The organism is Bradyrhizobium sp. LA6.1, from assembly GCF_040547805.1.
Taxonomy (GTDB): domain Bacteria; phylum Pseudomonadota; class Alphaproteobacteria; order Rhizobiales; family Xanthobacteraceae; genus Bradyrhizobium; species Bradyrhizobium barranii.
Window position 1 is genome coordinate 15935 of sequence record NZ_JBEPQK010000007.1, and the last position, 26973, is coordinate 42907.

Consider the following 26973-nt stretch of genomic DNA (forward strand, 5'->3'; position numbering starts at 1 on the left):
GGAGTGAGCGGTTCGCCCTAGAACCACTGCCTGGGAGTATGGGTCCCGGGCTCGCTTCGCGCCCCGGGACGACAGCCGTGTGCGTGGCAATCGCTACCGCCCCTCACACGAACAATCACTCACCCGTAAACAAACGCCCCGTCATCCAGATCCGTCTTCGGGATCTCGTCCTTCTCGGTCCAGTAATCCTGGCTGTGCTGCCATTCCGGCTTGTCGCCGCGCTTGGGGAGCAGGTCCATGTTGCGCATGATGTAGCCGGGGTTGAAGTTTTCCGGATCGATCCAGGGCAGGATCGGCATGTTGTGGTCTTCAGCGCGCAGCCTGACTTCGACCTTCTTCGTGCCCTTGGCCTTCATGTGGCCGAGCAGCCGGCAGACGAAATCGGCGACGACGTCGACGCGCAGCGTCCAGCTCGCACGGAAATAGCCGAACACCCAGACCATGTTCGGCACGCCCGTGAACATCATGCCGCGATAGGTCACGGTGTCGCCGAAGGCGAGCGGCTTGCCGTCGATCTCGAAGGCGATGTCACCGAGCGCCGCAAGATTGAAGCCGGTTGCGGTGACGACGACGTCGGCTTCCAGCAGCTTGCCGGACTTGAGCTGGATGCCGTTCTCGACGAAACATTCGATCTCGTCGGTGACGACGGAGGCCTTGCCGCTGGCGATGCCCTTGAACAGATCGGCATCGGGCACAAAGGCGATACGCTGCCGCCACGGCCGGTAGGTCGGCGTGAAATGCGTTTCGACGTCGTAGTCCGGCCCGAGAACCGCGCGGATCTGGTCGATCAGATCCTTCTTCACCTGCTCCGGCTTGGCAATGCAGAGCTTTGTGAAAGCATCCTGCTCGAACAATATTTTGCGGCGGACGATCTCGTGGATCCATTCCTCGTCGACCTGAAGCCGGCGCAGCTCCTCGGCGATCTCGATGGCGTTGCGGCCGAGCCGGAAATAGGTCGGCGAGCGCTGCAGCATGGTGACATGCGCGCAGGCGTCGGCGATGTTCGGCACCAGCGTCGCCGCGGTCGCGCCCGAGCCGATCACGACGACCTTCTTGTTCGCGAGGTCGATATCGTCGGGCCAGCTCTGCGGATGGACGATGCGGCCCTTGAAGCGGTCCATGCCCTTCCATTCCGGCGTGTAGCCTTCGGAATGGCGATAATAGCCCTGGCACATCCAGAGGAAGTTGGCGGTGAACGTTTTCGCCTCGCCGGTGTCGGTCGTCGTCGCCTCGATGGTCCAGAGATTTTGCTCGCTCGACCAGCTCGCGGAATTGATCTGGTGCTTGTAGCGGATGTGCGGGGCGATATCGTTGTCTTCGATCACCTCGTTCATGTAGGTGAGGATTTCCTCGGCGGTCGCGATCGGCGGGCCGACCCAGGGCTTGAAGCTATAACCGAAGGTATGGAGATCGCTGTCCGAGCGAATGCCGGGATAGCGATGCGTGCTCCAGGTGCCGCCGAACGTCGCCTGCGTTTCCAGGATGACGTAGCTCGTGCCGGGAAGCTGCTTTTCGATGTGATAGGCGCTGCCGATGCCGGAGATGCCGGCACCGACGATCAGCACGTCGAAATGTTCAGAGGCCTGCTTGGTTGTGGCGTGACTGCGGACAGCGACATTCATTGTTGCTTCTGTGCCTTGCTTGTTTTTGTGGCCGCCCTTGACCGGACGGCGCGTTTCCTCCGCGACGGGCATGGTCGCCCATCGCGCTTCCACTTCAAAATGACACAGATCAATTCGCGGTCAAACTATAACGCCGCACCCCAGCTCCGCGCGGTCTGCAAAATCCAGTCGCGATAGAGGGTGAGCGGCGTGACGCCGGTCAATCCGCCGCAGCCGGCGGCGCCGTTCGGTCCCGTGGACCAGCTGATGACGCCGACAAGCACCGGACCGTTCGGCTTGTCCTCGAACACCGGACCGCCGGAATCGCCGGTGCAGGCGCCAATTCCGTCGCGAACACCGTTGGTTACGGGATCGACCAGCCGGATCTGGAACGTGCCGGGCTGGCCCGTGGCCACGAGCCCGGCAACGCGCGTCGCGCCGCCGCTCTTGCCGTCGCCACGGACGGTGACGCCGATACCGGCGATGACGAAGCGGCTGCCAACCTGGATTGGAATGGTCGGCGCACCGACCGACACCGTCGATTTTCCCTTGAGTGGAATTTCCAGTTGCAACAATGCCACGTCCGCGGTGGCGCGATGCGCCTGCATTGCCTGCATGTTGAAGTTCGGATGGATCGCGACGGTACGCACATTCAGCAATTGCGGCGCACCGTCAGCGCCGCGATCGACGATCTTGTAGTCCGCGCCGGGCTGCACACAGTGGGCAACCGTCAGCACGACCTTCGGAGCGATCAGGCTGCCGGTGCAGAAATTGCCACGCGAGCCGACGATGGTGACGACCGCGCGCGCGACACCATCGGCCTGCGGCGTGCCGCCGCCGACGATGGCGTGTGCGGGCGTAGCGAGCAGCAGCGCGGCTGCGATGAGGGTTGCAAGCTTCTTCATGGGAACACGCTTTGGCGTCAGCATCGGTGACGGCGGGATTGCTTCGGACTGGCCCTTGCCGATAGCGCATGCTAGCGCTCTTGGGAAGGAATTGACGAGGGCGGGATCTTGACGATCGAGGCTGTGATCTTTGATTTTGGCGGCGTGCTGACGAGCTCGCCGTTCGAGGCGTTCGCGCGGTACGAGACCGAGCGCGGTCTGCCCGTCGACATCATCCGGCGCACCAACGCCGCCAATCATCTGGAAAACGCCTGGGCCAAGTTCGAGCGAGCCGAGGTCGACATCGACACCTTCGACAAGCTCTTCGCGGAAGAATCGCGCGCGCTCGGCGCGGAGGTGCGCGGCCGCGACGTGCTGCCGCTGCTTCAGGGCGATCTGCGTCCCGAGATGGTCGAAGCTCTCAAGCGCATCAAGGCGCAATTCAAGACCGGCTGTATCACCAACAATCTGCCTGCCAACGCGATCGGCAGCATGACCGGGCGCTCACTCTACATCGCCGAGGTGATGGTTCTGTTCGACCACGTCATCGAATCCGCCAAGATCGGCCTGCGCAAGCCCGACCCGCGCATCTACAGGATGATGGTCGAGACGCTGAGGGTCGATCCGAAGAATTGCGTCTATCTCGACGATCTCGGCGTCAATCTAAAACCCGCGCGCGAGATGGGCATGACGACGATCAAGGTAGCCAGCGGGGCCCAGGCCATCGCCGAGCTCGAGGCGGCGACGGGGCTGAAGCTGCGCTAGTCTAGCCTGTCATTGCGAGGAGCGAAGCGACGAAGCAATCCAGAGTCTTTCCGCGCAGGGATTCTGGATTGCTTCGCTGCGCTCGCAATGACGGCGTAGAGCCATCTCGCCTGGCAGACTGACTACTCCGCCGCGGCGGCGATCCGCTCCGGAAAGGCGGCCGCCAGCGATGCTCTATCCGGCTTCAGCACACCGCGCTCCGTGATGAGACCAGTGACCAACCGCGCCGGCGTCACGTCGAACGCGTAATTCGCGACCGGCGAGCCCTCCGGCACGATGCGCACCGTCTCCAGCCGGCCGTCGGCGGTGCGGCCGGTCATGTCGGTCACCTCCGTGCCGCTGCGCTGCTCGATCGGAATGTCGCGGATGCCGTCATCAACGGCGAAATCGATCGTCGGCGACGGCAATGCGACATAGAACGGCACGCCGTTGTCGTGCGCGGCAAGCGCCTTCAAATATGTGCCGATCTTGTTGCAGACATCGCCATTGGCGGCGACGCGGTCGGTGCCGACGATGGCGAGGTCGACCATGCCGTGCTGCATCAGGTGTCCGCCGGTGTTGTCGGGGATCACCGTGTGCGGCACGCCGTGATGGCCGAGCTCCCAGGCCGTGAGCGAGGCGCCCTGGTTGCGCGGACGGGTCTCGTCGACCCAGACATGGATCTTGATGCCACGCTCATGCGCCAGATAGATCGGCGCCGTTGCGGTGCCCCAGTCGACGGTGGCGAGCCAGCCGGCATTGCAATGGGTCAGCACGTTGACGGTCTCGCCCGGCTTCTTCTTTGCGACGATCGCCTCGATCAGCTTCAAGCCGTTGCCGGCGATGCCGCGGTTGATCTCGACGTCCTGCTCGACGATCTCGTCGGCGCGCGCATAGGCCGCCTCCGCCCGTTCAACCGGATCGACCGGCGCGAGCGCCGTGCGCATCTCGTCGAGCGCCCATTTCAGATTGATCGCGGTCGGCCGCGCCACGACCAGCGTGTCATAGGCGCGCTTGAGGCCGGCGTCTGATGAGTCCTCGCGCATGGCGAGCGCCATGCCGTAGGCCGCGGTTGCACCGATCAGCGGCGCGCCGCGCACCAGCATGTCGCGAATGGCGACCGCAGCGTCTTCGCAAGAAGTCAGCTTAGCGATGACGAACTCATGCGGCAGCCGGCGCTGGTCGATCGCGCCGACCGACCAGCCATCGCGCTCGCGCCAGATGCTGCGAAAATGCTTGCCGTCAACCTTCATGGCATTCTGCCTTTCGTATCACGCCCGCAGGATGCGCCCGGCCACCGCATCGAGCTTCTTCAAGAGCTCGGGATCGCGCGCCTCGGGCGCCGTGATCAACGCGGTGTCGAGCGCGCGGTCCGAACCGATCGGGCACGGCTCGTGCTCGCGCGGAAAATCCGTCGCGAGCCGCGCCACCAGCGCCTTCGCCTTGTCGGCGTTCGAGGTCAGCACGCGGATGATGTCCTGGACGGTGACGGCGTCGTGGTCGGGATGCCAGCAGTCGAAATCCGTCACCATCGCGACCGTGGCGTAGCAGATCTCGGCCTCACGCGCGAGCTTTGCCTCGGGCATGTTGGTCATGCCGATCACGGAATAGCCCGATGTCTTGTAGGTCATGCTTTCCGCATAGGTGGAGAATTGCGGCCCCTCCATGCAGACATAGGTGCCGCCGCGCGCAAACGCGATGCCCTCGGCTTCGGCTGCCGCCCCAAGATGGATACGAAGCCGCGGCGAGACCGGATGCGCCATCGACACATGCGCGACACAGCCCCGACCGAAGAACGAGCTCTCGCGCTTGTGGGTGCGATCGACGAACTGGTCGACGAGAACGAAGGTGCCGGGTGGCAGCTCCTCCCTGAACGAGCCGCAGGCCGAGAGCGAGATCAGGTCGGTGACGCCGGCCCGCTTCAGAACATCGATGTTGGCGCGATAGTTGATGTCGGAGGGCGACAGCCGGTGACCCTTGTCGTGCCGCGGCAGGAACACGATCGGCAGGCCGGCAATCGAGCCGCGCCGCAGAGGGGCCGACGGCTCGCCCCAGGGGCTCTTGATCACTTCTTCGCGCGCACCCTCGAGACCCGGCAGATCGTAGATGCCGGAGCCACCAATGATGCCCAATACCGCCTGCGTCATGCCTGCTCCACCCTGTCAGCTATGTGCGACATGGTTAAGCTATGCCAGTTTTGCGGCGATTTTGAAACGGGGGTGGTGGGGCGATGCCGGTGCTGTGAGGGGCGTGGAGTGCTCGCCTCACACTCGATGTCGTCCCCGCGAAAGCAGGGACCCATAGCCACAGGGCGCAGTTTGGCGAGGGTTCGTCGTTCTGTACTGCGACCCTCAACGATCGATAGATTCCGCGGTATGGGTCCCTGCGTTCGCAGGGACGACCCGGGGAGAGATAGGTACGTCTAATTAAGCCGCCGCGGCCAGCTGCAGCTGGTTCGCGACCATCCGCTCCAGCGTCTCGACCGACTGGAAGTTCTCGGGCGTGATCTCGGACTGCGGGATGGTGAAGTCGAACTCGGCTTCGACGCCGAGCATCAGATTGACCATGTCCATCGAGGTCAGGCCCGCATCGACGAGCCTCGCCTGTGGCGTGATGTCCGCGGTGAGCGAGTTCTGCTCGAGGATGCCCTTCACCAGCTTGATGACGCGATCGCGCACGTCGGTATCGAAGGCCTGCATCGGTAAATTCCCATCTGTCTATTCAACGGTCGGACCGGTTGCCGGCTACGATGGGCGCGACGGGCCGATCCCACAATGGGCGCCACCATTACTTCGCCTTTCTTAGTAAACGATGACTCAGATTGTCTGGAATTCCGGGTTCTTCCAGATCCCTAACGCGATCACGGAATTGTCGGCGATGCAAACAACCCGAACTTAACTGTTCGTTGGGAATTGCGGTTTGTTTACCCTCTATTTCATCGACGAATTTGAATTAAATCCGTAGCCTCGTCTCACAAGCAAAATGGTCGGAGGATCGCTTGCACGGCATCGCGAATGATGCCGGCGATCCTGAACGGCAAACCGGAGGCGGACGAGTATGAACGTGCGTGAAGCAGTCCTCACTGTCGACGAAACGCAAACGAGCTTTCTCGAACACGGCCCCTCCCTCATCGAACGCGCCACCCGGACCGCCACTGCGGCGGCGGCCGACGCGGACGGGGTCGATCGCGACGCCCGCTTCCCCCACAAGGCTTTCGAGGTCGCGCGTGAGCAGAAACTGCTCGGCGTCATGATCCCGGTCGAGTTCGGCGGCCTTGGCGCTTCGATCTACGACGTCACCGACATCTGCTACACGCTCGGGCGCGCCTGCGCCTCGACCGCGATGATCTATGCGATGCACACGACCAAGGTCGCCTGTGTCATCAGGCACGGCCACGGCATCCCCTGGATGGAAACGATGATGCGCCGGGTCGCCCGCGACCAGTGGCTGCTCGCCTCCTCCACCACCGAAGGCCAGAACGGCGGCAACATCCGCGCTAGCGCCGCGGCAGTCGACCACGCCGGCGACGCAGTCTCGCTGATGCGCGACGCCACCGTGATCTCCTACGGTGCGGAGGCCGACGGCCTCGTCACCATCGCCCGCCGCGCCACCGAGGCCGCCGCCTCCGACCAGGTTCTGCTGGCGCTCGCCAAGGACGATTATTCGCTGAAGCAGACGCAGGGCTGGGAGACGCTCGGCATGCGCGGCACCTGCTCGACCGGCTTCGAGCTGAAGGTCGATTGCCCGGCCGACCGCATCTTCCCGGAATCCTATGACAAGATCCATGCCCAGACCATGACGCCGTTCGCGCATCTGTGCTGGTCCTCGGCCTGGGCCGGCATCGCGGCTGCGGCCGTGACCCGTGCGCAGGCTTTCGTTCGCAAGGCGGCCCGCACCTCGGGCGGCCAGATGCCGCCGGCCGCGGCGCATTTCACGGCCGCGAAGATGTCGCTGGCCAAGCTGCGCGCGCTGATCGCAGCCAATGTCGACACCTTTGCCCGCGCCGAACATGACGAGCGCGCGCTGAGCTCGCTCGATTTCCAGTCTTCGATCACGCTGTTGAAGGTGCAGGCCTCCGAGCTCGCGGTCGAGACCGTGATGCATGCGATGCGCACCGCGGGCCTCTCCGGCTACCGCAACGACGGCGAGTTCACCATGGGCCGCCACCTGCGCGACGTGCTGTCCTCACCGATCATGATCAACAACGACCGCATTCTCGCCAACGCCGCCACGTCGACGCTGATGAGCGGCATTCCGGCAAGCCTTCGGGACTAGAAAGCCTTCGCGACTGACGTGCCTTTCGGCCAAAAAGAACAATTTCAGATAGCAGGAAGTCGAACATGAACATTGCTGTTCTCCCCAACTCGCCCGAGACCGCGCCGCAAATCGCAGATCCGCTCGATCATCTCGCCGACAAGCTGTTCCACCCCATGGGCTCGGACGGCGTCTACGCCCGCACCGCGCTCTATGAGGGCGTCGTCGAGCGTCTCGCCGCGCTGATCACGAGCGATCGCGAGGCCGGCACCGAGGTCATGCGCTTTCCGCCGGTGATGAGCCGGGCCCAGCTCGAGAAATCCGGCTATCTCAAGAGTTTTCCGAACCTGCTCGGCTGCGTCTGCGGCCTGCACGGCACCGAACGCGAGATCAACGCGGCGGTGAGCCGCTTCGACGCCGGCGGCGACTGGACTTCATCGCTCTCGCCGGCCGACCTCGTGCTGTCGCCCGCCGCGTGCTACCCGGTCTATCCGATCGCGGCGAGCCGCGGACCTTTGCCGAAGGGCGGCCTGCGCTTCGACGTCGCCGCCGACTGCTTCCGCCGCGAGCCGTCGAAACATCTCGACCGGCTGCAATCGTTCCGGATGCGCGAATATGTCTGCATCGGCAGCCCCGACGACGTCGCCGATTTCCGCGAGCGCTGGATGGTGCGCGCGCAGGCGATTGCCCGCGACCTCGGCCTGACCTTCCGCGTCGACTATGCCAGCGACCCCTTCTTCGGCCGCGTCGGTCAGATCAAGGCAGTGAGCCAGAAGCAGCAGCAGCTCAAGTTCGAGCTCCTGATCCCGCTCCGCTCGGAGGATCAGCCGACCGCCTGCATGAGCTTCAACTATCACCGCGAACATTTTGGCACGACCTGGGGCATCCAGGACGCCAATGGCGAACCGGCCCACACCGGCTGCGTCGCCTTCGGCATGGACCGCCTGGCCGTCGCCATGTTCCACACCCACGGCACCGATCTCGCCGCCTGGCCCGCCAAGGTGCGGGAGATCATGGGCATGCAGCCGTTAGCCACGGCCGATGCCCATGGTGAAGGCTGGCGCTAGAGCGTGATCCGGAAAACTGCGGGGCGGTTTTCCGAAAGATCATGCTGAAACGATAGAGCGAACGAGGCCTCCCATTTCCACGGGTAAAACGAGCGTGATCCACACCAAGGTCCGATGCCGCGAGATCACCGAGGCCGACGTCGATGCGGTCGCGGACCTGCTGACGCGCGGCTTCGTCGGCCGCTCGCGCAATTACTGGATTCAGGGGCTGCGCCGACAGGCCTTCCGGCCCGTGCCGGAGGGCTATCCGCGCTTCGGCTACATGCTCGACAATGACGGCGCGCCCGTCGGCGTGCTGCTGCTGATCTACACGGCGCGAAAGCACGGCGAAGAGGCCGCCATCCAGTGCAATTTGTCGAGCTGGTATGTCGATCCGGCCTACCGCAACTACGCCCCGCTGCTGACCAAGATCGCGCAGCGGCACAAGGATGTCACCTATCTCAACATCAGCCCGGCGCCGTGGACCTGGCCGATCATCGAGACGCAGGGCTTTCGTGCCTATTGCCACGGCATCTTCTTCTCCGTGCCTGCACTCGCGCGCCCTCCGCGCTGGAGCAAGATCGAGGTCATCTCGCAGCACGCCAAGGCGATCGAGGGGCTGACCGACGACGAGACGCAGCTCCTCACGCGGCATGCCCGCTACAATTGCCTCAGCCTGGTCTGCCGCACGCCGAAGGGAACGTTCCCCTTCGTCCTGCAGCCGGTGCGCATCCGCCGCGGCTTCATCGCACCGCCGGCGATGAAGCTGATCTATTGCCGCAGCGCCGCCGAATACGCCGCCTGCGCAGGCCGCATCGGCCGGCTGCTGCTGCGACTTGGCAAGATCTCGGTGGCGATCGACTCCAATGGCCCGATACCCGGCCTCGCCGGCATCTACACCGAGCGGCGCGGTCGTAAATATTTCAAGGGCCCGCACCGGCCGCAGCTCGGCGACCTCACGGACACGGAACTCGTGCTGTACGGGCCGTAGGGTAAGGTCGGGCCCAACATCCGCCGTCGTCCCTGCGAACGCAGGGACCCATACCGCGTGATCTACCTGTGAGCCCAGACGCCGGTACCGCGGGAAGATCATTCCGGATCAGTCTTCGCCAAACTGCGCCCTGGGGTCATGGGTCCCTGCGTTCGCAGGGACGACACCTGATTTGTTGCAGGCTCTCGGCCAACTCTGGCTTGCAGGCACTTCCGCATTCGCGCGCCGGCACACACTCTACGCATCCCCAGTCACCCTCCGTAAACTACTGCGCTTAAGGGAATTTTCCGGCCTCTTCGCTACGCTCAGTGGCTGAACTACGTTGCGTTAAGTCTATTGCCGGCCGAGACCCGTCGATCCCATGACGCCGATCCGCGATAACGAGCTTGGTGCACGCCACGCAGAGCGCCCGCAGGCCCTCGTCGGGCTGAGCCAGCTTGCGCTCGATCACATGGAGCAGGGCGTCTGCGTCTACGACGCCGACAACCGGATCGTGCTGGTCAACCAGAGCTATCTGTCGCTGTTCGACATGTCGGCCGACATCGTGCATGTCGGCACGAGCTACCGCGAGGTGCTCGCACACAGCGCGGCGCGCGGCAACTTTCCTCAGGACGAGCTCGACGCGCTGTATACGAAGCGGATCGCGCAGATCGCAGGCGGGAAGCCGTTCCGCACGGAGCAGCAACTGGCGAGCGGACTCGTCATGGCGCTCGAGCTGAAGCCGCTTCCCGGCGGCGGCTGGATGACGATCTGCGATGACGTCAGCCGCCTCGCCCGGCTCGAGGCGGAATTACGCGTGCAGACGGAGCGCAGCCAGCACGCGCTCGCCAACATGTCGCACGGCCTCATCATGTACGATGGCGACAGCCGTGTCGTCGTCTGCAATGAGCGGTTTCTGAACCTCTACAATCTCGACCCCGACATCGTGAAGCCGGGCGTCTCGCATTGCTCAGTGATCGAACACTGGATGTCGCGCGGCAACCTGCCGGGCATGCCGATTGACGAATTCCGCCACACGCGCCTGGAGGACGTGCGCGCCAGGAAAGCGAAGACCCTGCTGGTGATGCGCTATGACGGCCGGATGGTGCAGGCGGTGTCCCGCTTCCTGCCCGACGGCGGCTGGGTGACGGTGCATGAGGACGTCACCGAGCGGCTGCAGTACGAAGAAGCGCTGCGGCAACAGAACTTCATCCTCGATGCGGCGCTGGAGAACATGGCGCACGGGCTCGCCTTCTACGACAGCGACATGCGCCTGCGCGTCTGCAACACCACCTACCGCAAGATCTATCGGCTGTCGCCGGAGGAAACCAGGCCTGGCACGCATCTCGGCGAGCTGATCGAGCGGTCGATGGTGAACGGGGCGTTCACTTCCGAATACAGTCCGCAACAGCTGCTGGAAGCCGCCAGCGCGAGGATCGCGAACCACGATTCCTCGCCGATGCGCCGGCGCATGTCGAACGACACCGTGATCTCGGTGCGCTACTGCGCGCTGCCCGAGGGCGGCTTCGTCGCCACCTACGAGGACATCACCGACCGCGAGCGCGCGATCGAAGAGCTGAGCGAGCAATACCGCCGCTTCGACGCGGCGCTGAACAACATGAGCCAGGGCCTGTGCATGCTCGATGCGAGCCTGCGCGTCATCGTCTGCAATCGCCGCTACATCGAGATGTATGGGCTGTCGCCCGATGTCGTGAAGCCCGGCGTCTCGATGCGCGAGATCATGGAGCATAGCTGCGATCTCGGCATCCATCCGAACACGACGGCCGCGAGGATCTATGCCGACTATGTCGAGAGGCTGCGCGAGGGCGAACACACGCTGCACCGCCACCTGAACGACGGCCGCATCATCAAGCTCAATCACAAGCGGATGGAGCATGGCGGCTGGGTCGTCACCTATGAGGACGTCACCGAGCGCCACAAGGCCCAGGCCCGCGTGGCGCACATGGCGCAGCACGATTCACTGACCGACCTGCCCAACCGCACGCTGTTCCGCGACAAAATGGGCGAGGGACTGAACCAGGTCGCGATCGCCGGCGGTGCGATGGCCGTGCTGTGCTTCGACCTCGATAATTTCAAGACGGTCAACGACCGCCTCGGCCACGCCGCCGGCGATCGGCTTCTGCGCTGGGTCGCGGCGCGGCTGAAGGAGAATGTCGGCGAGCATGACACCGTCGCCCGCCTCGGCGGCGACGAGTTCGCCGTTCTCCAGCGCGGACCGCAGCCGCAATCGGCGGAACGGCTCGCCCGCCGCCTGGTCGAGATCATCGGCCACCCGCCGCCGCTGGAAAGCCAGTCGATCCATGTCGGCGTTTCCGTCGGCATCGCGATCGCGCCCGATCACGGGCTCGATGCCGACGAGCTGATGAAATGCGCCGACCTTGCGCTGTACCAGGCCAAGGCCAAGGGGCGCGGCGCCTACCAGCTGTTCGAGCCCGAGATGGAGGAACAGGCGCGCGGCCGGCACGCGCTGGAGCACGATCTGCGTGGCGCGCTTGAGGCACGCGAATTTCACCTCGTGTTCCAGCCGCAGGTGCGGCTCGACACCACCGAGCTCACCGGTTTCGAGGCGCTGCTGCGCTGGAAACACCCCTCGCGCGGCTTGGTCTCGCCGGCCGAATTCATTCCTCTCGCGGAAGAGAACGGGCTGATCGTCCCGATCGGCGAATGGGTGCTGCGCACGGCCTGTGCGACCGCGGCGTCCTGGCCCGATGTCACCGTCGCGGTCAATTTGTCGCCGGTGCAGTTCCGCTCGCGCGCACTGGTGGCGATGGTCACGAGCGCGCTTGCGGAAGCCGGCCTGCCGCCACGGCGGCTCGAGCTCGAGGTCACCGAGACAGCGCTGCTCGACGACAGCGAGGCGACAATCGAGATCCTGCACCAGCTCCGCGCTCTTGGCGTGCGCGTCAGCCTCGACGATTTCGGCGTCGGCTATTCCTCGCTGAGCTATTTGCGCAAATTTCCGTTCGACCGCATCAAGATCGACCGTTCCTTCGTCGGCACGCTCGGCGAAAGCCCGGAGAGCGTCGCAATCGTTCGCACCATCGCGAGCCTCGGCTCCGTGCTCGGCGTCGAGACCACGGCGGAGGGCGTCGAGACGATCGAGCAACTCGACTTCGTCCGCGAATGCGGCTGCACCGCGGTCCAGGGCTATTATTTCGGCAGGCCGTGCCCGGCAGCCGAGGTCGGCCACACGATCGAGCGACTGAACGCGGTCAGGCGCGTGGCGTGACGCTCCGCTTCACCTCGTCGCTCTCTCTATCGTTACGCCCGACACGACCTCAGGCGATTGAGCGTGGCACGATCGGCCGATGCGAGCGCATTGCTCCACTCCCGTTCGGAGAGGTCTCCGACCAGGCTGGAAAGGCTGATGGCAAGCGCACGAAGCCGCGCATTCTCCTCAAGAAGCAAAAAAACGTCGTTCGACGGGGATTCATCGTCCGAAAAGCTAGCGCCTTCGCAGAGCTGCTGCGACAAGAGTTCGAAAGACTCGTCACGCACGATATCTTCGGCAGTGGAAATCAGCTTCTGTCTCTTATGACGCATTAAATCTTCATCACTCATGGCAAATTCCCCAACTCAGGACATGCCTCCAACCGCATTTGGATACATCGATTGAGTCGGCGGCGGATTTGAGTCCGAAATGGGCTCACACGATGTACGCCTCGTGTCCCCCGGCGCCTCGCTTGCTTACTCGTTCGCTTCACCGGCGTCTTTCAGACCGGCTCGCAGTGCGGTCACGACGCGATGGGCCACGTCGATATCCCTGACCGACAATCCATCCGCAAGGCCGTTGACCCAGGGGACCTGCAACCGGCCGGCGGCGTCGTAGACCTGCCGGCCCTTGTCGGTGAGGACCACAAGCTGCGCCCGGCGGTGATGCGGGTTGGTCTCGAACACGACGAGACCATCCCGCTCGAGGTCGTTGACGATGCGCTGCACGTTCTGGCGATTGGCGCCGAGATTGCGGGCGAGCCAGGCGACCGGCTCCGGGCGCTCGGCGTCGGCGATCGCCCCCAGGATCTGCCAGCGCGCACTGGTGAGGCCGAGCGATGTCACCAGCCGATCGCCAGCGGTCAGAAGCAGGCTGTTGGCGCGGAACAGGTCGAGGATGAGGCCGGTCAGGGCTTCGCCCGCCGGGGTCCGCTTCGTCTTGGTCATTTGGCACCACTGCTCCGCATTGACATTATGATGTCAATTAGCTATATCCGGGAACTGTCGAATTGACATTATGATACCAAATTGACCGGAGCAATGTCATGCCCCTCATGCGCCCCCTCGACCCTGCCTTCCCGATCGACCGTCAGATCGCGCTCGAAACCGGCCCCGTGGTGCTCGTCAACGTGTTCACGCTCGACGCCGAGGATGAGCAGAGCTTCCTCAAGACGTGGCAGGACGACGCCGCCTTCATGAAGCGCCAGCCCGGTTTCATCTCCACCCAGCTTCACCGCGCCGTCGGCGACAGCCCGACCTATCTGAATTAGGCGGTGTGGGAATCCAACGCGCATTTCCGCGCCGCTTTCACCCACCCGGAATTCCGCGCAAAGATCGCCGCCTACCCCGCATCCGCAGTCGCAAGCCCGCATCTGTTCCAGAAGATCGCGGTGCCCGGTATTTGCGTCGCGTAGCTGCGCGCCTCCCACTCAGCTGTCATGCCCCGGCTTGACCGGGGCATCCAGTACGCCGCGGCCTCTCGGCTTAAACACAACTGTCTCTGGAATACTGGATCGCCCGATCAAGTCGGGCGATGACAGCGAGCATGCGGAAAGCCCCGCGCAGCTCGTCGTTATCCGACGAAGCAAGGGACGCAGCTCTATCCTGCAGCAGGCAGCGCGCTGTCCGGCGGCGTGCCCCATGGGCGGTCGGCTGAGGCGAGCCCGATCAGGCGGCCCTGGATGTAGTCGCAGCCCCAGTCGCGCAGCATGGCGGCGGCCTCTTCGTCCTGCACCCACTCGGCGACCGTCTTGATGTCGAGGCGGCGGGCGAGGTCGATCAGGGTCTGCACGAAGGCGCGATCGTCGGCGGAACGGGTGATGTTCTGCACGAAGGCACCGTCGATCTTGACGATGTCGACGCCGAGCTTGCGCAGGTTTCGGAACGAGGTGTAGCCGGCGCCGAAATCGTCGATGGCGATGCGGCTGCCGAAATTCTTCAGCCGCGTGACGAAGCCGCGCACGTCATCGATGTCCTGGATCGCGACCGTCTCGGTGATCTCGACGATCAGCCGCTCGGCGACGCCGGGATGGGCCAGCATCAGCGACTCAATTCCCGCCCACCAGTCCGGATCCATCGTCGTATCAGGCGAGATGTTGAGGCTGAGGCAGATGTCGGGCGCGGCCGCGAGCTCGGCGACGACGAGCTCGAGCACGCGGTGATCGACCAGGCGGATCAGGCCGAGCCGTTCGGCAACCGGCACGATGTCGGGTGCCAGCAGCACCTGGCCGTCGCCCTGGTCCATCCGCACCAGGCATTCGTGGAACGCGCAGTCGCGCGAGACCGCCGAGACCACCGGCTCATAGGCGAGCTTGATGCGGCGCTCGTTCAGCGCGGTGACGATCTCGTCGGTGACACGGATGTTGACGCGGCGCTGTGCGTCGCGCGCGGCATCCGGGCGCCACGCCGCGAACGAACCGACGCGGCGTTGTTTTGCCGCGTCCAGCGTTTCATGGGCGCGATTGACGGCCTCGTCGGTGCTGCGGGCATAACGCGGCACGCTGACCGCGCCGATCGACGCCGTGACCGAGACCGGGCCGGATTTGGTCGGCACCACCTCGTCGCGGATGCCGGCAAGGAAGCGCTCGGCGGCGACGTTCATGTCATCGACGGTGCAGTTCTTCAGGATCAGGCCGAACTTGTTGCCGGAGAAACGGCCGAGCACGTCGCCGCCGCGCAGGCGGGCGCGGATGCGCTTGGCCACGTCGAGGATCACGGCGTCCGCGACATCGAAGCCGAAGGCGTCGTTGACGCGGGCGAGATGATCGATGCTGACCAGCATGAAGGCTGCGGTCGAGCGGAAGCGGGTCGTCTCCTCGATCGCCTCGGCCAGCGCCGCGATCAGGTGGGAACGATTGAGCTCGCCGGTCAAGGGATCGAGCCGAGCCAGCTTGGTCAATTCCTCGTCGCGGGCGTGGCGCTCATTGTTGATGCGGATGGAGCCGATCGCGCGCACCGGGCGGCCATCGGGGCCGGCGAACCAGCGGCCGGTCTCCTCGATCCAGACCACGGGATCGGCGGCGCTCACGCGCACGCCGTATTCGACCCGGTAGGGCGTGCCGTCGGCGCCGTGCACCGGCGAGGTCTGCGCCAGCGCGGCGGTCCGCAGCGTCTGTGCGGGCTCGATCAGCTTGGCGAATTCGGCGCCGGTCGCGAGCCGCTCGGGCGGGATGCCGGGAAAGACGCTGGCGACCTGCTCACCCCACACGATGGAATCGCTGGCGATGTCCCAGGCGAAAACGGCCTGACCAAGAGCGGCCAGGATGTCGGAGGCTTGCGGCAATGCAGGGGTCAAAATCGCCTCGTTTCGGGACAGCAGGGAGTCCTGAGTCGGCACAGAATACGGCCAGATTCGACTCCGACTCTAGGCAAAGTTCATAAACAATTTGGAAACCATGTTTCGCAGGCCCGCGGAACCAAACCGGCCCGGCCGGCATAGGCCTTGCGAGTACATGACACGCACCGGCGCCAGCGTCTCGAAACGCGACAGGCCTCGCCGGATCAACGGTGATTGCGATGTTAAGTACTGATCGATCGGAATGCGCGGACAACGGCACGGGCACGGCCCTGGTGCCGCTGCTGCCGACGTTGCAGTGGGTCCACAAGGCGCCGCTGCCCCGTCCCGATCCGAGCTTCGTCACCCAACTCATCGCCAATGCCGAGCACCTGCCCCAGGCCAGCCGGCTCCGCCGCGCCTCGTCCGAGGATGCGCAGATGGCCTATGGCGACAAGCACCCGCTCGGAAGCGTCACCGCGCGCACGCGGCAGGTGGCTTAAGCACGACGAATTTTCTGAGAGAGGCGGTGCCCTTCACCTCTCCGCGCAAGCGGGGCGAGGGAGCGCACCGCCATTGCGGCGGCGACTCACGATCAGCGCGGCGCGTCGGGAGACGGCGGCGTGCCGTTGCCCGGTTGCAAATCCGGCGAGGGAATTTCCGGCGAGGGCGGGTTCACCGGCTTCGGCGCGGGGTGATCCTTCAGCACGGATTCGGCGACCGACTGCGCTGACGGCGCGGGTGGCACCGCCGGCGCAGACACCGGCTCGAACTTGGGTTCGGGCGCCGCGTCGTCCGCTGCCGCTTCGGCCTGGCGCTTGGCCTTGCGCGGCGCCGGCACTGTCGTCTCCGCGACATAGGTGACGCGGCGGCGCGTGCGCTGGGCGATACCGCCGAGGAAATCGGCCATCGCGAGCAGCACCAGCAGGAAATAGGTGGAGTTGCCGAATTTGGGCCACATCACGAATTCGGCCGCGGCAGCACCGAACACGATCAGCGACAGCAGATGATCCATCAGGAATTTCGAGCCGGGCCGCGCGCCTTTGACGACCTCTAGCAGCAGCAACACGATACCGAGCGCGAGCATCACGTCGGCAAGCGTGACCGGCCAGGTCTCGCCCGTGATCATCGGCACCTTGAACAGCACGTCCGTAAAGGACACGGACGGCATCAAGAAGGCGATGATGTTGTAGACCGCGAGCGGGATCAGGAGCAGCGGGAAACCGACCATCGGCGAAATGCCTTCTCGATCAAGATATCCGGACAGGACAATGCGGCCGCGAAGCATTAGCTCCGCCGCCGTCATTGTCATATCTCATTGGGTGGCCGAAATCAGGCAGGCGAAATGATCCTGCCCGGAGAAAGGTCCTAAATTCAGGACTCTTTCTTCTTCAGGACCTGACGGCCCTTGTACATGCCGGTCTTGAGGTCGAGATGGTGCGGACGACGGAGCTCGCCGGAGTCCTTGTCTTCCGCATAGGTCGGCTTCTTGATGGCGTCTGCCGAGCGGCGCATGCCACGACGCGACGGCGAGGTTTTTCTTCTCGGAACGGCCATTTCAATATCCTCTAGGGATTGGTGTTGTCAGGGCATCGTCCGCGAGGGGACGGCTCAGCACCCGCAAACCGAGGCGAGCTGAATGCCGATCAAGGCCGGGCTTATAGAGGAAGGCTGGCCGTAAATCTAGGCTTTTGGACCGGAAAATACGTCCGAACAGGGCCCAAAATCAGCGAATTTCCCGCCAGCAGGTCAAAAGCGAGTTCGCCTGCGCCCTCGCCACATAGGTCCCCGCCAGCCGCCGGACGCCAGGCCCGGGGGTCCGGGCGCTCCGCTTGACCGGATTGGGCAGGATCGAGGCCAGAAGTGCCGCCTCCCGAGGCGAGAGGTTGGCCGCCGATTTGCCGAAGGCGTAGGCGCTGGCCGTCTCGACCCCGAACTGGCCCTGGGGACCGAGCTCGGCGATGTTGAGGTAAATCTCGAGGATTCGCGCCTTGGGCAGGACGAGATCGATCCACAGTGCCAGCGGGAATTCCAGCGCCTTGCGGACGAAATCCCGCCCCTGCCAGAGGAACAGGTTTTTTGCCACCTGCTGGGTGATGGTGGAGGCGCCCCGGAAGGGCGTACCGTCCTCCTTCGCATCGTCGATCGCCTCGCGCAGCGCGCCCCAGTCGATGCCGTGATGCTTGCAGAAGTGGGCGTCCTCGGCCGCCACCACCGATCGCAGCAGCGAGGGCGACATCGCGGCCAGATCAATCCACTCCCGATGCATCGGCGCGCCCCTGAGCGACCGCCAGGCCATCAGCGTCGAAACGGGATGGCCGGTGCGGTAGAACGGCGCGATCACGTAGGGCGCGAGAGCCACGACCACGAGCGCTACCAGCAGGATCTTGACGATGCGCAAATCGACCTTTCCGGCGCAAAATGAAACGCGGCCACGGATCCCGCCATTAAGTCTGTGATAATTCGGGCCTTTTCCAGCACTTTTTAGGCCTTCCAAACGATTGACTGGGGCGGGCGCATAAAGGATTGTCCCGCCGAATTTTAGTTCTGGAGCCCTTCTTGATGACCGGCACGTCCCCGTCCGATTTCGCCAAACGCCTGGACAAGACCGCTGATGACACCGAAGCCCTGCTTGGACGCCTGCTGGCTGACGACATCCTGCACGATGAGATCGCCCGTCCCAAGCGACTGATGGACGCAATGCGCTATTCGAGCCTCAACGGCGGCAAGCGTCTGCGGCCGTTCCTGGTGGTCGAGAGCGCGGCCGTATTCGGCGTTTCCCGCGAGGCCGCCCTGCTCGCCGGCGCCGCGCTCGAATGCATCCACTGCTACTCGCTGATCCACGACGACCTGCCGGCGATGGACAATTCGGACCTGCGCCGCGGCCGCCCCACCCTGCACAAGAAGACCGATGACGCGACCGCGATCCTCGCCGGCGACGGCCTGTTGACGCTCGCCTTCGACATCATCACCCGCGATGAGATCCACCGCGACGCCAATGTGCGCCTCCTGCTGACGCGCGCGCTGGCGCGCTGCGCCGGCATCGGCGGCATGGTCGGCGGCCAGATTCTCGATCTCGCCGGCGAAGGCCGTTTTGGCGGCAACGAGCCGATCGATGTCGCCCGCATTCAGCAGATGAAGACCGGTGCGCTGCTGCGCTATGGCTGCATCGCGGGCGCGATCCTCGGCCAGGCCTCGCAAAAGGAATATCAGGCACTCGACGATTACGGCCGCGCGCTCGGCGAAGCCTTCCAGATCGCCGACGATCTGCTCGACGTCGAAGGCGATGCGGCGGCCCTCGGCAAGCCGGCCGGCGCCGATGCCGCACTCGGCAAGACCACCTTCGTCACCCAGCTCGGCATTGAAGGCGCCAAGCAGCGCGTGCGCGACCTGCTCGCGCGGGCCGACGGCGCCGTGTCGATCTTCGGCGACCGCGCCGCCGTTCTGCAGGCCGCCGCGCGCTTCGTCGCCGAGCGGAAGAACTGATGTAGTGCACGATCTTCACCTCGCCCCGCTTGCGGGGAGAGGTCGATATTCAAGCGCGGCTTGAATATCGGGTGAGAGGGAGCCTCCGCGAATCCAGCTCTCACCGTCCTTGCGGAGGCGCCCCCTCACCCCAACCCTCTCCCCGCAAGCGGGGCGAGGGAGCAGGCCGCCGCTGCGGCGACAACGAGAGTTGAGCGAGAGGGCTGGAGCCATCATGGCCACCGACAAAGATGATCCCGTCCTCGCCCGCTTCCGCAAGATGTCGCGGCCGATGCGGCTGATTTACGCGCGGCCGCGCACCTTTATTGCGCTCGCCGCCGGCATTCTGGTCTGCTTGCTGCTGCCGGGATCGCACCGGCTGGTGACGCGGCTGCTGTTCGGCTGGGATGCGTTGATCGCGGTTTATCTCGTGCTGGTCTACGCGATGATGCTGTGCAACGACCAGCAGCACATCCGCCGTAGTGCCGCAATGCAGGACGACGGCCGCTTCGTGATCCTGCTGGTGACGGCGATCGGCGCCTTCGCCAGCATCGCAGCGATCATGTCTGAGCTCGGCACGCCGCATCGCGGGGCGTGGGAGTTGACCATCGCGATCGCCACCATCGCGCTGTCATGGGCCGCCGTGCACACGACCTTCGCGCTGCATTACGCCCATGATTACTACCGGCACCCGCCGGGCGGATTGCAGTTTCCGAGCGGCGACAAGGAAGATCACGCCGATTATTGGGACTTCGTCTATTTCTCGTTCGTGATCGGCATGACCGCGCAGGTTTCCGACGTCGGCATCACCGACAAGACCATCCGCCGCACCGCGACCGCGCATGGCATCGTGTCGTTCATCTACAACACGGCGCTGCTGGCGCTGACAGTGAACATCGCGGCGAGCGCGATCTCGAACTGACGTCGTCCCGGCAAGCGCCGAGACGACGACGTCGAAGGCGAGATCCTAGTTGCACACCTCGGCATTGGCGTCGTTGCCGGGGCCGCCGCCGCCGCGATATTCGAGATGACAGCCGCGGTTGACCGGGCGGCAGCTGCCGCCATTGCAGAAAATCTGCCCGCCACCCGAGGCGCGGCCGGCGCTCGCGGCAGCCGCAATGCCCGCGGCGGCACCATAGCCGCCCGCCGCGCCACCGGCCTGACGGCGCTGCCGTGCGGAACGCTCATCGCCGTCGTCGCGCTTGACGGTTGTGGGCTTGGCCGTCGCAGGCTTGACCGTCGCAGGCTTGGCGATGCGCTGCTTCTCGCACTCATTGTCGTCGTTGATCGCATAGCCCTCACGGCAAACGATCTTCGTGCACTTGTCGCCGTCGGCCTTGAAGCCGTGCTCGCAGACCAGCGGGCAGACGCGCGACGGCTTTGACTTGACCGTATCGAGCGCATCTGTGCTCGCCACTTTCACGTCGAGCCTGGTGCCGGCATAGCGGTTGAACTGCGACAGTGACCGCCGCGAAGTCGTATTCCAGTTGCCATCGGCCTGCCCGGAGAAGCAGCCGACGCGGCCGAGCTCGGTCTGCACCAAGCGGCTGAGGTCGACCGGCGTGGTCGTCGGCGTCAGCGAAGCGACGCTGGCGCCGGCGGGGCTCGCCGTGCTGGCGGGTGCGGCACCTGGCGCCGCGGCGGCGAGGTTGACGCGCTGCTGCTCGGCCGCGGCCGCCTGCTGCTGCACCTGCTCCTTGGCCTTCTGCGCGGCGAGTTGCGCCTGCTCGGCGGCTTTCGCATCAGCCGCAGCCTTGGCCTGCGCATCCTTCTGCGCGCCGAGGGCGGCAAGACGATCGCGTTCGGCCTCGGCCTGCTTCGCCTTCTCGGTGGCCGCCGCATGGGCCTGCTCGGCACCGATCTTTTCGACCTGAAGCTTGGCGAGATTCGCATAGAAGCCGACAGGATGCTGGGCCAGGAATGCCTCCCAGGCCGGCCTGTTGCCAACCTGGAGCGCGAGCTCGTAGTCGCGGCGGATATCGGCCGCCTGCGGGTTCGCCACCGGCGCCACCGGAGCGGCCGCGACCACCTTGACCGGCACCAGCGGCACGTCCTCGCCGCCGAGCGAGCCGTACACGAACGGCTCCTGCTTGTTGCCGGTCGATTTGAGCACGTCGTCGCGCACGAAGCCGAAGGCGCGGCGGACGTCGAGGCCCGGCGTCGTCAGATGCTTCGACAGCGCGACCGTAAACGGGCTGTTGGCGCCGTCGCCATCCTGCGCCGTGAAGCCGGCCTTGGCCGAATACGCGATCAGCGTGTTGGGGCTGTTCGGCTCGACCTGGGCCAGGCCGCGGCCGATGCCGCGCGAGACAACCGTGCGCTTCATGGTCTTGCCGAACGGATTATCGCGGCAGGCGTCGAGGATCACCAGGCGAAGCTGCTTGGCGGGCTCGACCGTGACCAGGACGCGGTCGAGCGACAGCCCCTGGTCGTAGACATCGGTGTCGCGTTCGAGCTTGGCGTCAACAGGGATCAGATAGTTCGAGCCTTCGACCTCGATGCCGTGGCCGGCATAGTAGATCACGGCGATGTCGGCATCGCGCGTCGCATCGGCAAAATCGCGCAGCACGCGCCGCGTCTCCAGCGCGGACAGATCATGCCGGGACTCCACAATTTCGAAGCCGGCGTCCTTCAGCGTCTTCGCCATCACTGCACCGTCATTGACGGGGTTCGCGAGCGACGGCGCGTACTGATAGGACGAGTTGGCAAGGACCAGCGCCACGCGCTTTCCGGCGAGAGCGGGCGCAGCGCCGAACAAGAGAGCCAGAAAAAGCGGACAAAGTCCGAGCAGGCTACGCATGACAGAACTTCCAGAGATCGGGAGCAATTCGGTCGCAGAATCCGCCGTCGCATTTGTGATTGAGATCACGAAGACGATGCCTGCAAACTGCCAAGAAACTCTTTAGTCTCGCCAGAACGATAGCGGTTCGCTGGCGCAGGCCAAGTATGCGCTCAGTCAGCCCCGATGTGTCCCCGGTATTGCGGCAGCTCGTCCGTGATCTCATGCCAGGGCGCTTTCGAGCCCACGAAGATGTGGGCGCTCGGCCGAATCGAGGGGGCGTCAACCAGGGTTCCCATGGCGACATGGACCCATTTTCCCTCGCGCACCCGGGAATAAAGCAGCGAGCCGCAGCGCGCGCAGTGCGCGTCATGGGTTGTGTCGTCGCCATAGATGAGGCGCTGGTCCTCGCCACGGATGATGCGGAGCTTGTCCTGCACGATCCCGGCGAACGGCTTGAAGGCGGAGCCGGTGGTGCGGCGGCAGTTCGAGCAATGGCAGTTCAGTGCGTAAGAGAACGCGTCCGCGACCTCGTAGCGCACGGCACGGCAATAGCATTCACCGGTGAGGATACGAGCGTTCGAATTTTCTGATCCGGTCATTCCAGCGTCCTCGCCCAATTGGCGCAGACACCCATAGCGCATTTTGATGTGTACGACTAAGTTCGCCCCAAGCCATCATTCAAAGGGATGTCCCATGAGCCAGAACCGTTCGAGCGTCGAAGCCGTCGTGCAATCCTATTTCGACGGACTTTACGAGGGCGATGCCGAAAAACTCGGCGCCATCTTCCATCCCTCCGCCGATTTGCGCTGGGTCGAGAAGGGCGAGCTTCAGGTGCTGACCGTGCCCGACTGGCTCGATCGCGTCCGCAAGCGCCCTTCCGGCAAGGCCGAAGGCAAGCCGCGCGAGGATTTCATCGTCACCATCGACCGCTCGGACGACAAGACCGCCTTCATCAAGGTCAGGTGCCAGCTGCCGCCACGCTTTTTCACGGACTATCTGGTGGCGATGAAGCTCGCCGACGGCTGGCAGATCGTGTCGAAATCGTACCGGTATGACCTGAGGGAGTGAGGGGGACGACCCTTCCGCTGCCCGAATTCTGACGAACTCGCCTTTGATTTTCCGTCATTGCGAGCGAAGCGAAGCAATCCAGTCTGTCTCCGCGGAAAGATTCTGGATTGCTTCGCTGCGCTCGCAATGACGATGTCTGAAAGTCCCTTATGCCGCTCGACCGCCGTTCCCTGCTCGCCTCGCTCGCCTGGATGGCCACCTCCCCCGCACTTGCTGCAAACGCACCGCCGGAGCTCGAATCCTACGAGCGCGAAACCGGCGGGCGCATCGGGGTCTATGCCGAGAACCTCGCGACTGGCGCGAAGCTCGCATGGCGCGCCGACGAGCGCTTCGTCATGTGCTCGACATTCAAGGCTTCGCTCGCGGCCTGCGTGCTGGCGCGGGCCGATCGCGGCGAGGAGCAGCTTGCGGCCATGATCCCCTACGGCAAGGCCGACCTGCTCGACTACGCGCCGGTCGCCAAACAAAATCTCGCCGCCGGCACGATGTCGGTCACCGACATGTGCAAGGCGATCGTCGAGCTCAGCGACAACACCTGCGCCAACCTGCTCTTGGCGCGGATCGGCGGCCCCGCCGCGCTCACGGCCTTCTGGCGATCGCTCGGCGACACCACCTCGCGGCTCGACCACAACGAGCCCGAGCTCAACCGCTCACCGCCCGGCGATCCCCGGGACACCACGACGCCGGCGGCGATGGCCGGAAATCTGAAGCGGCTGGTGGTGGGCGAAGCACTGTCGCCGGCCTCGCGGACCCAGCTCACCGAATGGATGGCGGGCTGCAAGACCGGCGCCAACCGGCTGCGCGGCGGCCTGCCGGCAGGCTGGAAGATCGGCGACAAGACCGGCAACAACGGCAAGGATGCGTCGGGCGATATCGCGGTTGTCTGGCCCAAGCTCGACAACAAGGCGGATGTACCAATCCTGATCGCGGCCTATACCCAGGGCGGCAGGCCCAACGCCGCGCAGATCGAAGCCGCGTTCGCGCGCGTCGGACGCATGGTGGCCGAACGGCTGGCGTGAGCCGCGACGCATTGACCTTTTGGCCGCTTCCGGGCCAAGACAGGCCATGATCGCAGCGAAATTTCAGACCTTTCTCATCCTGCTCACGGTGCTGGCCGGCACCGCGCTGGTTGCCCGCCGCTTCAACATCGCGCCCGCCATTCTCCTGATGCTGTCCGGCGTCGGCCTCGCCTTCGTGCCGGGCATGCCGCCGGTGGAACTGCCGCCGGAACTGGTGCTGCTGATGGTGCTGCCGCCGCTGATCTACTCGGCGAGCGTCGCGATGAGCTGGCGCGAGTTCAGGAACAATCTGCGGCCGATCGTGCTGCTCGCGGTCGGCGCGGTGATCTTCACCGCGGCGCTGGTGGCTGCGGCCACGCATTATGTGATCGGCCTGCCCTGGACCATCGGATTCCTGCTGGGCGCCATCGTCGCGCCGCCCGACGTGGTGGCGCCGCTCGCGATCGCGCGCCGCCTGAACATACCGCGCCGGCTCCTGGTCATCCTCGAGGGCGAGGGACTCGCGAACGACGCGACCGCCCTGATCCTCTACCGCTTCGCGCTTGCGGCCATCATGGTCGGCCATTTCTCGCTGCCGCTGGCGGCCGGCGAGTTTGTCCTCATCGTCGCCAGCGAGATCGCCTTTGGCATCGGCATTGGCTGGCTCTCCCTTCGCTTCCGCAAATGGTCCAGGGATCCGCAGGTCGAGCTGACGCTGTCGCTGATCACGCCCTACGTGTCCTACTGGCTGCCCGAGCATCTCGGCGGCTCCGGCGTGATCGCGACCGTGGCCTGCGGCCTCTATGTGAGCTGGAACGGGCCGCTGCTGATCTCGGCGTCGACGCGCCTGCAAGGCATCTTCTTCTGGGACCTCATCATCTACCTGATCGAGGGCCTGCTGTTCCTGCTCACCGGCTTCCAGATGCGGGCACTCTACGAGAAGTCGAAGGCGTTTCCGCTCGACGATATCATGATCGCGACCGCAGTGGTCCTGGCGGTCATCGTCATCGCACGCTTCGTCTGGCTGTATCCTGCGATCTATCTGCCGCGGATATTGAGCAAGAGCCTGCGCAAGCGCGACCCATCGCCACCATGGCAATGGCCGTTCGTGCTCGCCTTCACCGGCGTGCGCGGCGCGGTGTCGCTGGCGGCCGCGCTGGCGCTGCCGTTCACGTTGCCGGGCGGCCAGGCCTTCCCGTATCGCGACCTGATCCTGTTCGTCGCCTTCGGAGTCATCTTCGTGACGCTGATCGGCGTCGGCCTGACGCTGCCACCGGTGGTGCGCTGGCTCGGTGTCGCCGAGGCCGGCCGCAACGAGCATGTCGCCGAGCACGAGGCCGAGATCGCGGCACGCCGCCAGGCGCTCGAGGCGGCGCTGAAGTCGCTCGACGCGATGACCGAAGAAAAGGATGTGTCGGACGAGGTGATGCGGCTCCTGCGCGCGCGTCACGAGATTCGTGTCAACCAGCTTCCGGATTCACTCGACCCCAACCATCACGACGTCTCCGCCGCCGGCACCGCTCTGACCCGCGACCTGATCGTCGCCGAGCGAAAGTTCATCCACGACCTCCTGCGCGACGGCCAGATCACCGACGAGACGCGGCGCCGGATCGAGCGCGATCTGGACCTGGAAGAGGCAAGCCTGGCGAACAGGGAGTATCGGGGGGTGCCGTTGTAGCTTTTTCGTCATTGCGAGCGAAGCGAAGTAATCCGGACTGCTGCCGTGGAAAGACTCTGGATTGCTTCGCTTCGCTCGCAATGACGGCAGCGCCAACTATCGCATCTTGCAAAAATCCCCGACCCCCGCCGCGACGGCGCCCGCAATCATCTCCTGCCGCTCCGACGAGTTCATCTCCATCTCCTCGTCGCGGTTGATGATCGAGCCGGCTTCGAGCAGCACGGCCGCGCTTCGCGTTCGCGACAGCACGACGAGCCCGTCATAGCGGTAGACGCCGACATCCTTGTCGAGCAGCTGGCGCCGGTAGCGGCCCATCACCGGCAGGGTGTATTGGCTGGCATAGTGCAGCCCCTGCTCCTTCAACTGTCTGCCGATCATTCGGGCCAGCTTCAGGCTGCTGGTGAAGTGTGGATTGCGCTCGGACACGAACAGCGAGTGACCCGAGAAGCGGTCGCTGAAATAGCTCTTTGCGCCGTCGAATTCCCAGGTCTCGAGCAGCTTGTCCGGCACTGAGTCGTGATGGATCGACAGCACGAGATCGGCCCGGCCGTCATTCGCGGCACTGACGCGCTTGAACAGGCTCGGCCGCGCCTTGCCGTCCGTGACGAGCAGCCGGGTTGCGGTAAAGCCTTCGGATTTGAGTTTTGCCGTGACCAGCCTTGCGAGCCGGAAGTTGAAGCCGAACTCCGGATCATTGCGCGCGCTCAACGCGCCGTAGGAGTCCGGGGTGTGCCCGACGTCGACGACGATCCGGAATTTCGGCATCTCACATTTGGCTGGTGCGGGCGCAGGCTTAGGTCTGGCTTTCGCAACCTTCCGGGCCGGGGCAGCACGGCCCGCGTCGATCGACGGAAGCAACAGTGCGACCAGCGACACGAGGAGAATTGTGACGATGCCCCGCCCTAACGACAAGTCCTACTCCGCTGCCGCGATCAGATCGGACAGCTCGGGCATAGCGTCCGCCGGGACCGAGCCGGA

The 26973-nt window shown here is 64.9% G+C and carries 25 protein-coding genes and 1 pseudogene; 12 read left to right on the forward strand and 14 right to left on the reverse strand.

Annotation, left to right across the window (positions count from 1 at the left end):
- Window positions 1–119 precede the first annotated feature (119 nt).
- Both ABIB99_RS19235 and ABIB99_RS19240 read right to left on the reverse strand, forming a co-directional pair.
- Window positions 120–1622 carry a flavin-containing monooxygenase gene (locus tag ABIB99_RS19235; protein ID WP_063985944.1) on the reverse strand — a complete coding sequence of 501 codons (1503 nt, stop codon included), beginning with the start codon at window positions 1620–1622 and terminating at the stop codon, window positions 120–122.
- Between the two features lie 125 nt (window positions 1623–1747).
- Window positions 1748–2506, reverse strand: a complete 759-nt coding sequence (locus ABIB99_RS19240; RefSeq protein ID WP_063980005.1) for a S1 family peptidase — start codon at window positions 2504–2506, stop codon at window positions 1748–1750.
- Between the two features lie 108 nt (window positions 2507–2614).
- On the opposite strand from ABIB99_RS19240, the gene ABIB99_RS19245 reads away from it, so the two are divergent.
- On the forward strand, window positions 2615–3250 hold the full coding sequence (locus tag ABIB99_RS19245; protein WP_063980006.1) for an HAD-IA family hydrolase: 636 nt from the start codon (window positions 2615–2617) through the stop codon (window positions 3248–3250).
- Window positions 3251–3372: 122 nt separating this feature from the next.
- Here ABIB99_RS19245 and mtnA read toward each other — a convergent pair whose 3' ends face one another.
- From mtnA to ABIB99_RS19260, 3 genes are all read right to left on the reverse strand, one after another.
- A complete protein-coding gene (gene mtnA / locus ABIB99_RS19250) occupies window positions 3373–4482 on the reverse strand; it encodes an S-methyl-5-thioribose-1-phosphate isomerase (protein ID WP_063980007.1) in 1110 nt (369 codons plus the stop codon).
- Window positions 4483–4500: 18 nt separating this feature from the next.
- Window positions 4501–5376, reverse strand: a complete 876-nt coding sequence (locus tag ABIB99_RS19255) for an S-methyl-5'-thioadenosine phosphorylase (protein WP_063980008.1) — start codon at window positions 5374–5376, stop codon at window positions 4501–4503.
- Between the two features lie 279 nt (window positions 5377–5655).
- The gene (locus ABIB99_RS19260) at window positions 5656–5928 is read right to left on the reverse strand and encodes a phosphopantetheine-binding protein (protein ID WP_063980009.1); all 273 of its coding nucleotides are present in this window, start codon (window positions 5926–5928) and stop codon (window positions 5656–5658) included.
- A 358-nt stretch (window positions 5929–6286) separates the two neighbouring features.
- On the opposite strand from ABIB99_RS19260, the gene ABIB99_RS19265 reads away from it, so the two are divergent.
- The 4 genes from ABIB99_RS19265 (at window position 6287) to ABIB99_RS19280 (ending at window position 12749) form a co-directional block, all read left to right on the forward strand.
- The gene (locus ABIB99_RS19265; RefSeq protein WP_231143714.1) at window positions 6287–7504 is read left to right on the forward strand and encodes an acyl-CoA dehydrogenase family protein; all 1218 of its coding nucleotides are present in this window, start codon (window positions 6287–6289) and stop codon (window positions 7502–7504) included.
- 65 nt (window positions 7505–7569) lie between these two features.
- The gene (locus ABIB99_RS19270; RefSeq protein WP_063980011.1) at window positions 7570–8550 is read left to right on the forward strand and encodes an amino acid--[acyl-carrier-protein] ligase; all 981 of its coding nucleotides are present in this window, start codon (window positions 7570–7572) and stop codon (window positions 8548–8550) included.
- A gap of 94 nt (window positions 8551–8644) precedes the next feature.
- Complete coding sequence (locus ABIB99_RS19275; protein ID WP_063980012.1) at window positions 8645–9520, forward strand: GNAT family N-acetyltransferase; 876 nt, start codon at window positions 8645–8647, stop codon at window positions 9518–9520.
- A 361-nt stretch (window positions 9521–9881) separates the two neighbouring features.
- The gene (locus ABIB99_RS19280; protein ID WP_354177127.1) at window positions 9882–12749 is read left to right on the forward strand and encodes a PAS-domain containing protein; all 2868 of its coding nucleotides are present in this window, start codon (window positions 9882–9884) and stop codon (window positions 12747–12749) included.
- A gap of 32 nt (window positions 12750–12781) precedes the next feature.
- Here ABIB99_RS19280 and ABIB99_RS19285 read toward each other — a convergent pair whose 3' ends face one another.
- Together ABIB99_RS19285 and ABIB99_RS19290 are read right to left on the reverse strand one after the other, a co-directional pair.
- Window positions 12782–13081 (reverse strand): hypothetical protein, encoded by a 300-nt coding sequence (locus ABIB99_RS19285; protein ID WP_038942196.1) that lies wholly within the window; start codon window positions 13079–13081, stop codon window positions 12782–12784.
- 126 nt (window positions 13082–13207) lie between these two features.
- Entirely contained in the window at window positions 13208–13678 is a 471-nt protein-coding gene (locus ABIB99_RS19290) for a MarR family winged helix-turn-helix transcriptional regulator (RefSeq protein ID WP_071909035.1), read from the reverse strand.
- Between the two features lie 98 nt (window positions 13679–13776).
- Between ABIB99_RS19290 and ABIB99_RS19295 the strand changes: the two are divergent.
- Window positions 13777–14145 (forward strand): annotated as a pseudogene (locus ABIB99_RS19295) (antibiotic biosynthesis monooxygenase family protein).
- Window positions 14146–14330: 185 nt separating this feature from the next.
- On the opposite strand, the gene ABIB99_RS19300 reads toward ABIB99_RS19295, so the two are convergent.
- Entirely contained in the window at window positions 14331–16025 is a 1695-nt protein-coding gene (locus tag ABIB99_RS19300; RefSeq protein ID WP_354177128.1) for an EAL domain-containing protein, read from the reverse strand.
- Window positions 16026–16246: 221 nt separating this feature from the next.
- Between ABIB99_RS19300 and ABIB99_RS19305 the strand changes: the two genes are divergently transcribed.
- Window positions 16247–16507, forward strand: coding sequence for a hypothetical protein (locus ABIB99_RS19305; RefSeq protein WP_247313000.1), 261 nt, complete (start codon window positions 16247–16249; stop codon window positions 16505–16507).
- A 92-nt stretch (window positions 16508–16599) separates the two neighbouring features.
- Here ABIB99_RS19305 and ABIB99_RS19310 read toward each other — a convergent pair whose 3' ends face one another.
- The 3 genes from ABIB99_RS19310 to mtgA form a co-directional block, all read right to left on the reverse strand.
- Complete coding sequence (locus ABIB99_RS19310) at window positions 16600–17235, reverse strand: hypothetical protein (protein ID WP_071917057.1); 636 nt, start codon at window positions 17233–17235, stop codon at window positions 16600–16602.
- 143 nt (window positions 17236–17378) lie between these two features.
- Window positions 17379–17561, reverse strand: a complete 183-nt coding sequence (gene rpmF / locus ABIB99_RS19315; RefSeq protein ID WP_028149139.1) for a 50S ribosomal protein L32 — start codon at window positions 17559–17561, stop codon at window positions 17379–17381.
- A gap of 169 nt (window positions 17562–17730) precedes the next feature.
- On the reverse strand, window positions 17731–18405 hold the full coding sequence (mtgA, locus tag ABIB99_RS19320) for a monofunctional biosynthetic peptidoglycan transglycosylase (protein ID WP_354177129.1): 675 nt from the start codon (window positions 18403–18405) through the stop codon (window positions 17731–17733).
- Window positions 18406–18566: 161 nt separating this feature from the next.
- On the opposite strand from mtgA, the gene ABIB99_RS19325 reads away from it, so the two are divergent.
- Both ABIB99_RS19325 and ABIB99_RS19330 read left to right on the forward strand, forming a co-directional pair.
- Window positions 18567–19490, forward strand: a complete 924-nt coding sequence (locus ABIB99_RS19325; RefSeq protein ID WP_354177130.1) for a polyprenyl synthetase family protein — start codon at window positions 18567–18569, stop codon at window positions 19488–19490.
- 214 nt (window positions 19491–19704) lie between these two features.
- Window positions 19705–20391 carry a DUF1345 domain-containing protein gene (locus ABIB99_RS19330; RefSeq protein WP_354177132.1) on the forward strand — a complete coding sequence of 229 codons (687 nt, stop codon included), beginning with the start codon at window positions 19705–19707 and terminating at the stop codon, window positions 20389–20391.
- 45 nt (window positions 20392–20436) lie between these two features.
- Here ABIB99_RS19330 and ABIB99_RS19335 read toward each other — a convergent pair whose 3' ends face one another.
- Together ABIB99_RS19335 and ABIB99_RS19340 are read right to left on the reverse strand one after the other, a co-directional pair.
- Entirely contained in the window at window positions 20437–22269 is a 1833-nt protein-coding gene (locus tag ABIB99_RS19335; RefSeq protein ID WP_354177133.1) for a caspase family protein, read from the reverse strand.
- Between the two features lie 152 nt (window positions 22270–22421).
- The gene (locus tag ABIB99_RS19340; protein ID WP_354177134.1) at window positions 22422–22850 is read right to left on the reverse strand and encodes a GFA family protein; all 429 of its coding nucleotides are present in this window, start codon (window positions 22848–22850) and stop codon (window positions 22422–22424) included.
- 94 nt (window positions 22851–22944) lie between these two features.
- Between ABIB99_RS19340 and ABIB99_RS19345 the strand changes: the two genes are divergently transcribed.
- The 3 genes from ABIB99_RS19345 to ABIB99_RS19355 all read left to right on the forward strand — a co-directional run bounded on the left by ABIB99_RS19345 (window position 22945) and on the right by ABIB99_RS19355 (window position 25995).
- Window positions 22945–23319 (forward strand): nuclear transport factor 2 family protein, encoded by a 375-nt coding sequence (locus tag ABIB99_RS19345; protein WP_007598116.1) that lies wholly within the window; start codon window positions 22945–22947, stop codon window positions 23317–23319.
- Window positions 23320–23468: 149 nt separating this feature from the next.
- Complete coding sequence (gene bla / locus ABIB99_RS19350) at window positions 23469–24338, forward strand: class A beta-lactamase (RefSeq protein WP_354177135.1); 870 nt, start codon at window positions 23469–23471, stop codon at window positions 24336–24338.
- 46 nt (window positions 24339–24384) lie between these two features.
- Window positions 24385–25995 (forward strand): Na+/H+ antiporter, encoded by a 1611-nt coding sequence (locus ABIB99_RS19355; protein ID WP_354177137.1) that lies wholly within the window; start codon window positions 24385–24387, stop codon window positions 25993–25995.
- Between the two features lie 96 nt (window positions 25996–26091).
- Here ABIB99_RS19355 and ABIB99_RS19360 read toward each other — a convergent pair whose 3' ends face one another.
- Window positions 26092–26907 carry an N-acetylmuramoyl-L-alanine amidase gene (locus ABIB99_RS19360; RefSeq protein WP_354177138.1) on the reverse strand — a complete coding sequence of 272 codons (816 nt, stop codon included), beginning with the start codon at window positions 26905–26907 and terminating at the stop codon, window positions 26092–26094.
- Window positions 26908–26973: the final 66 nt, after the last annotated feature.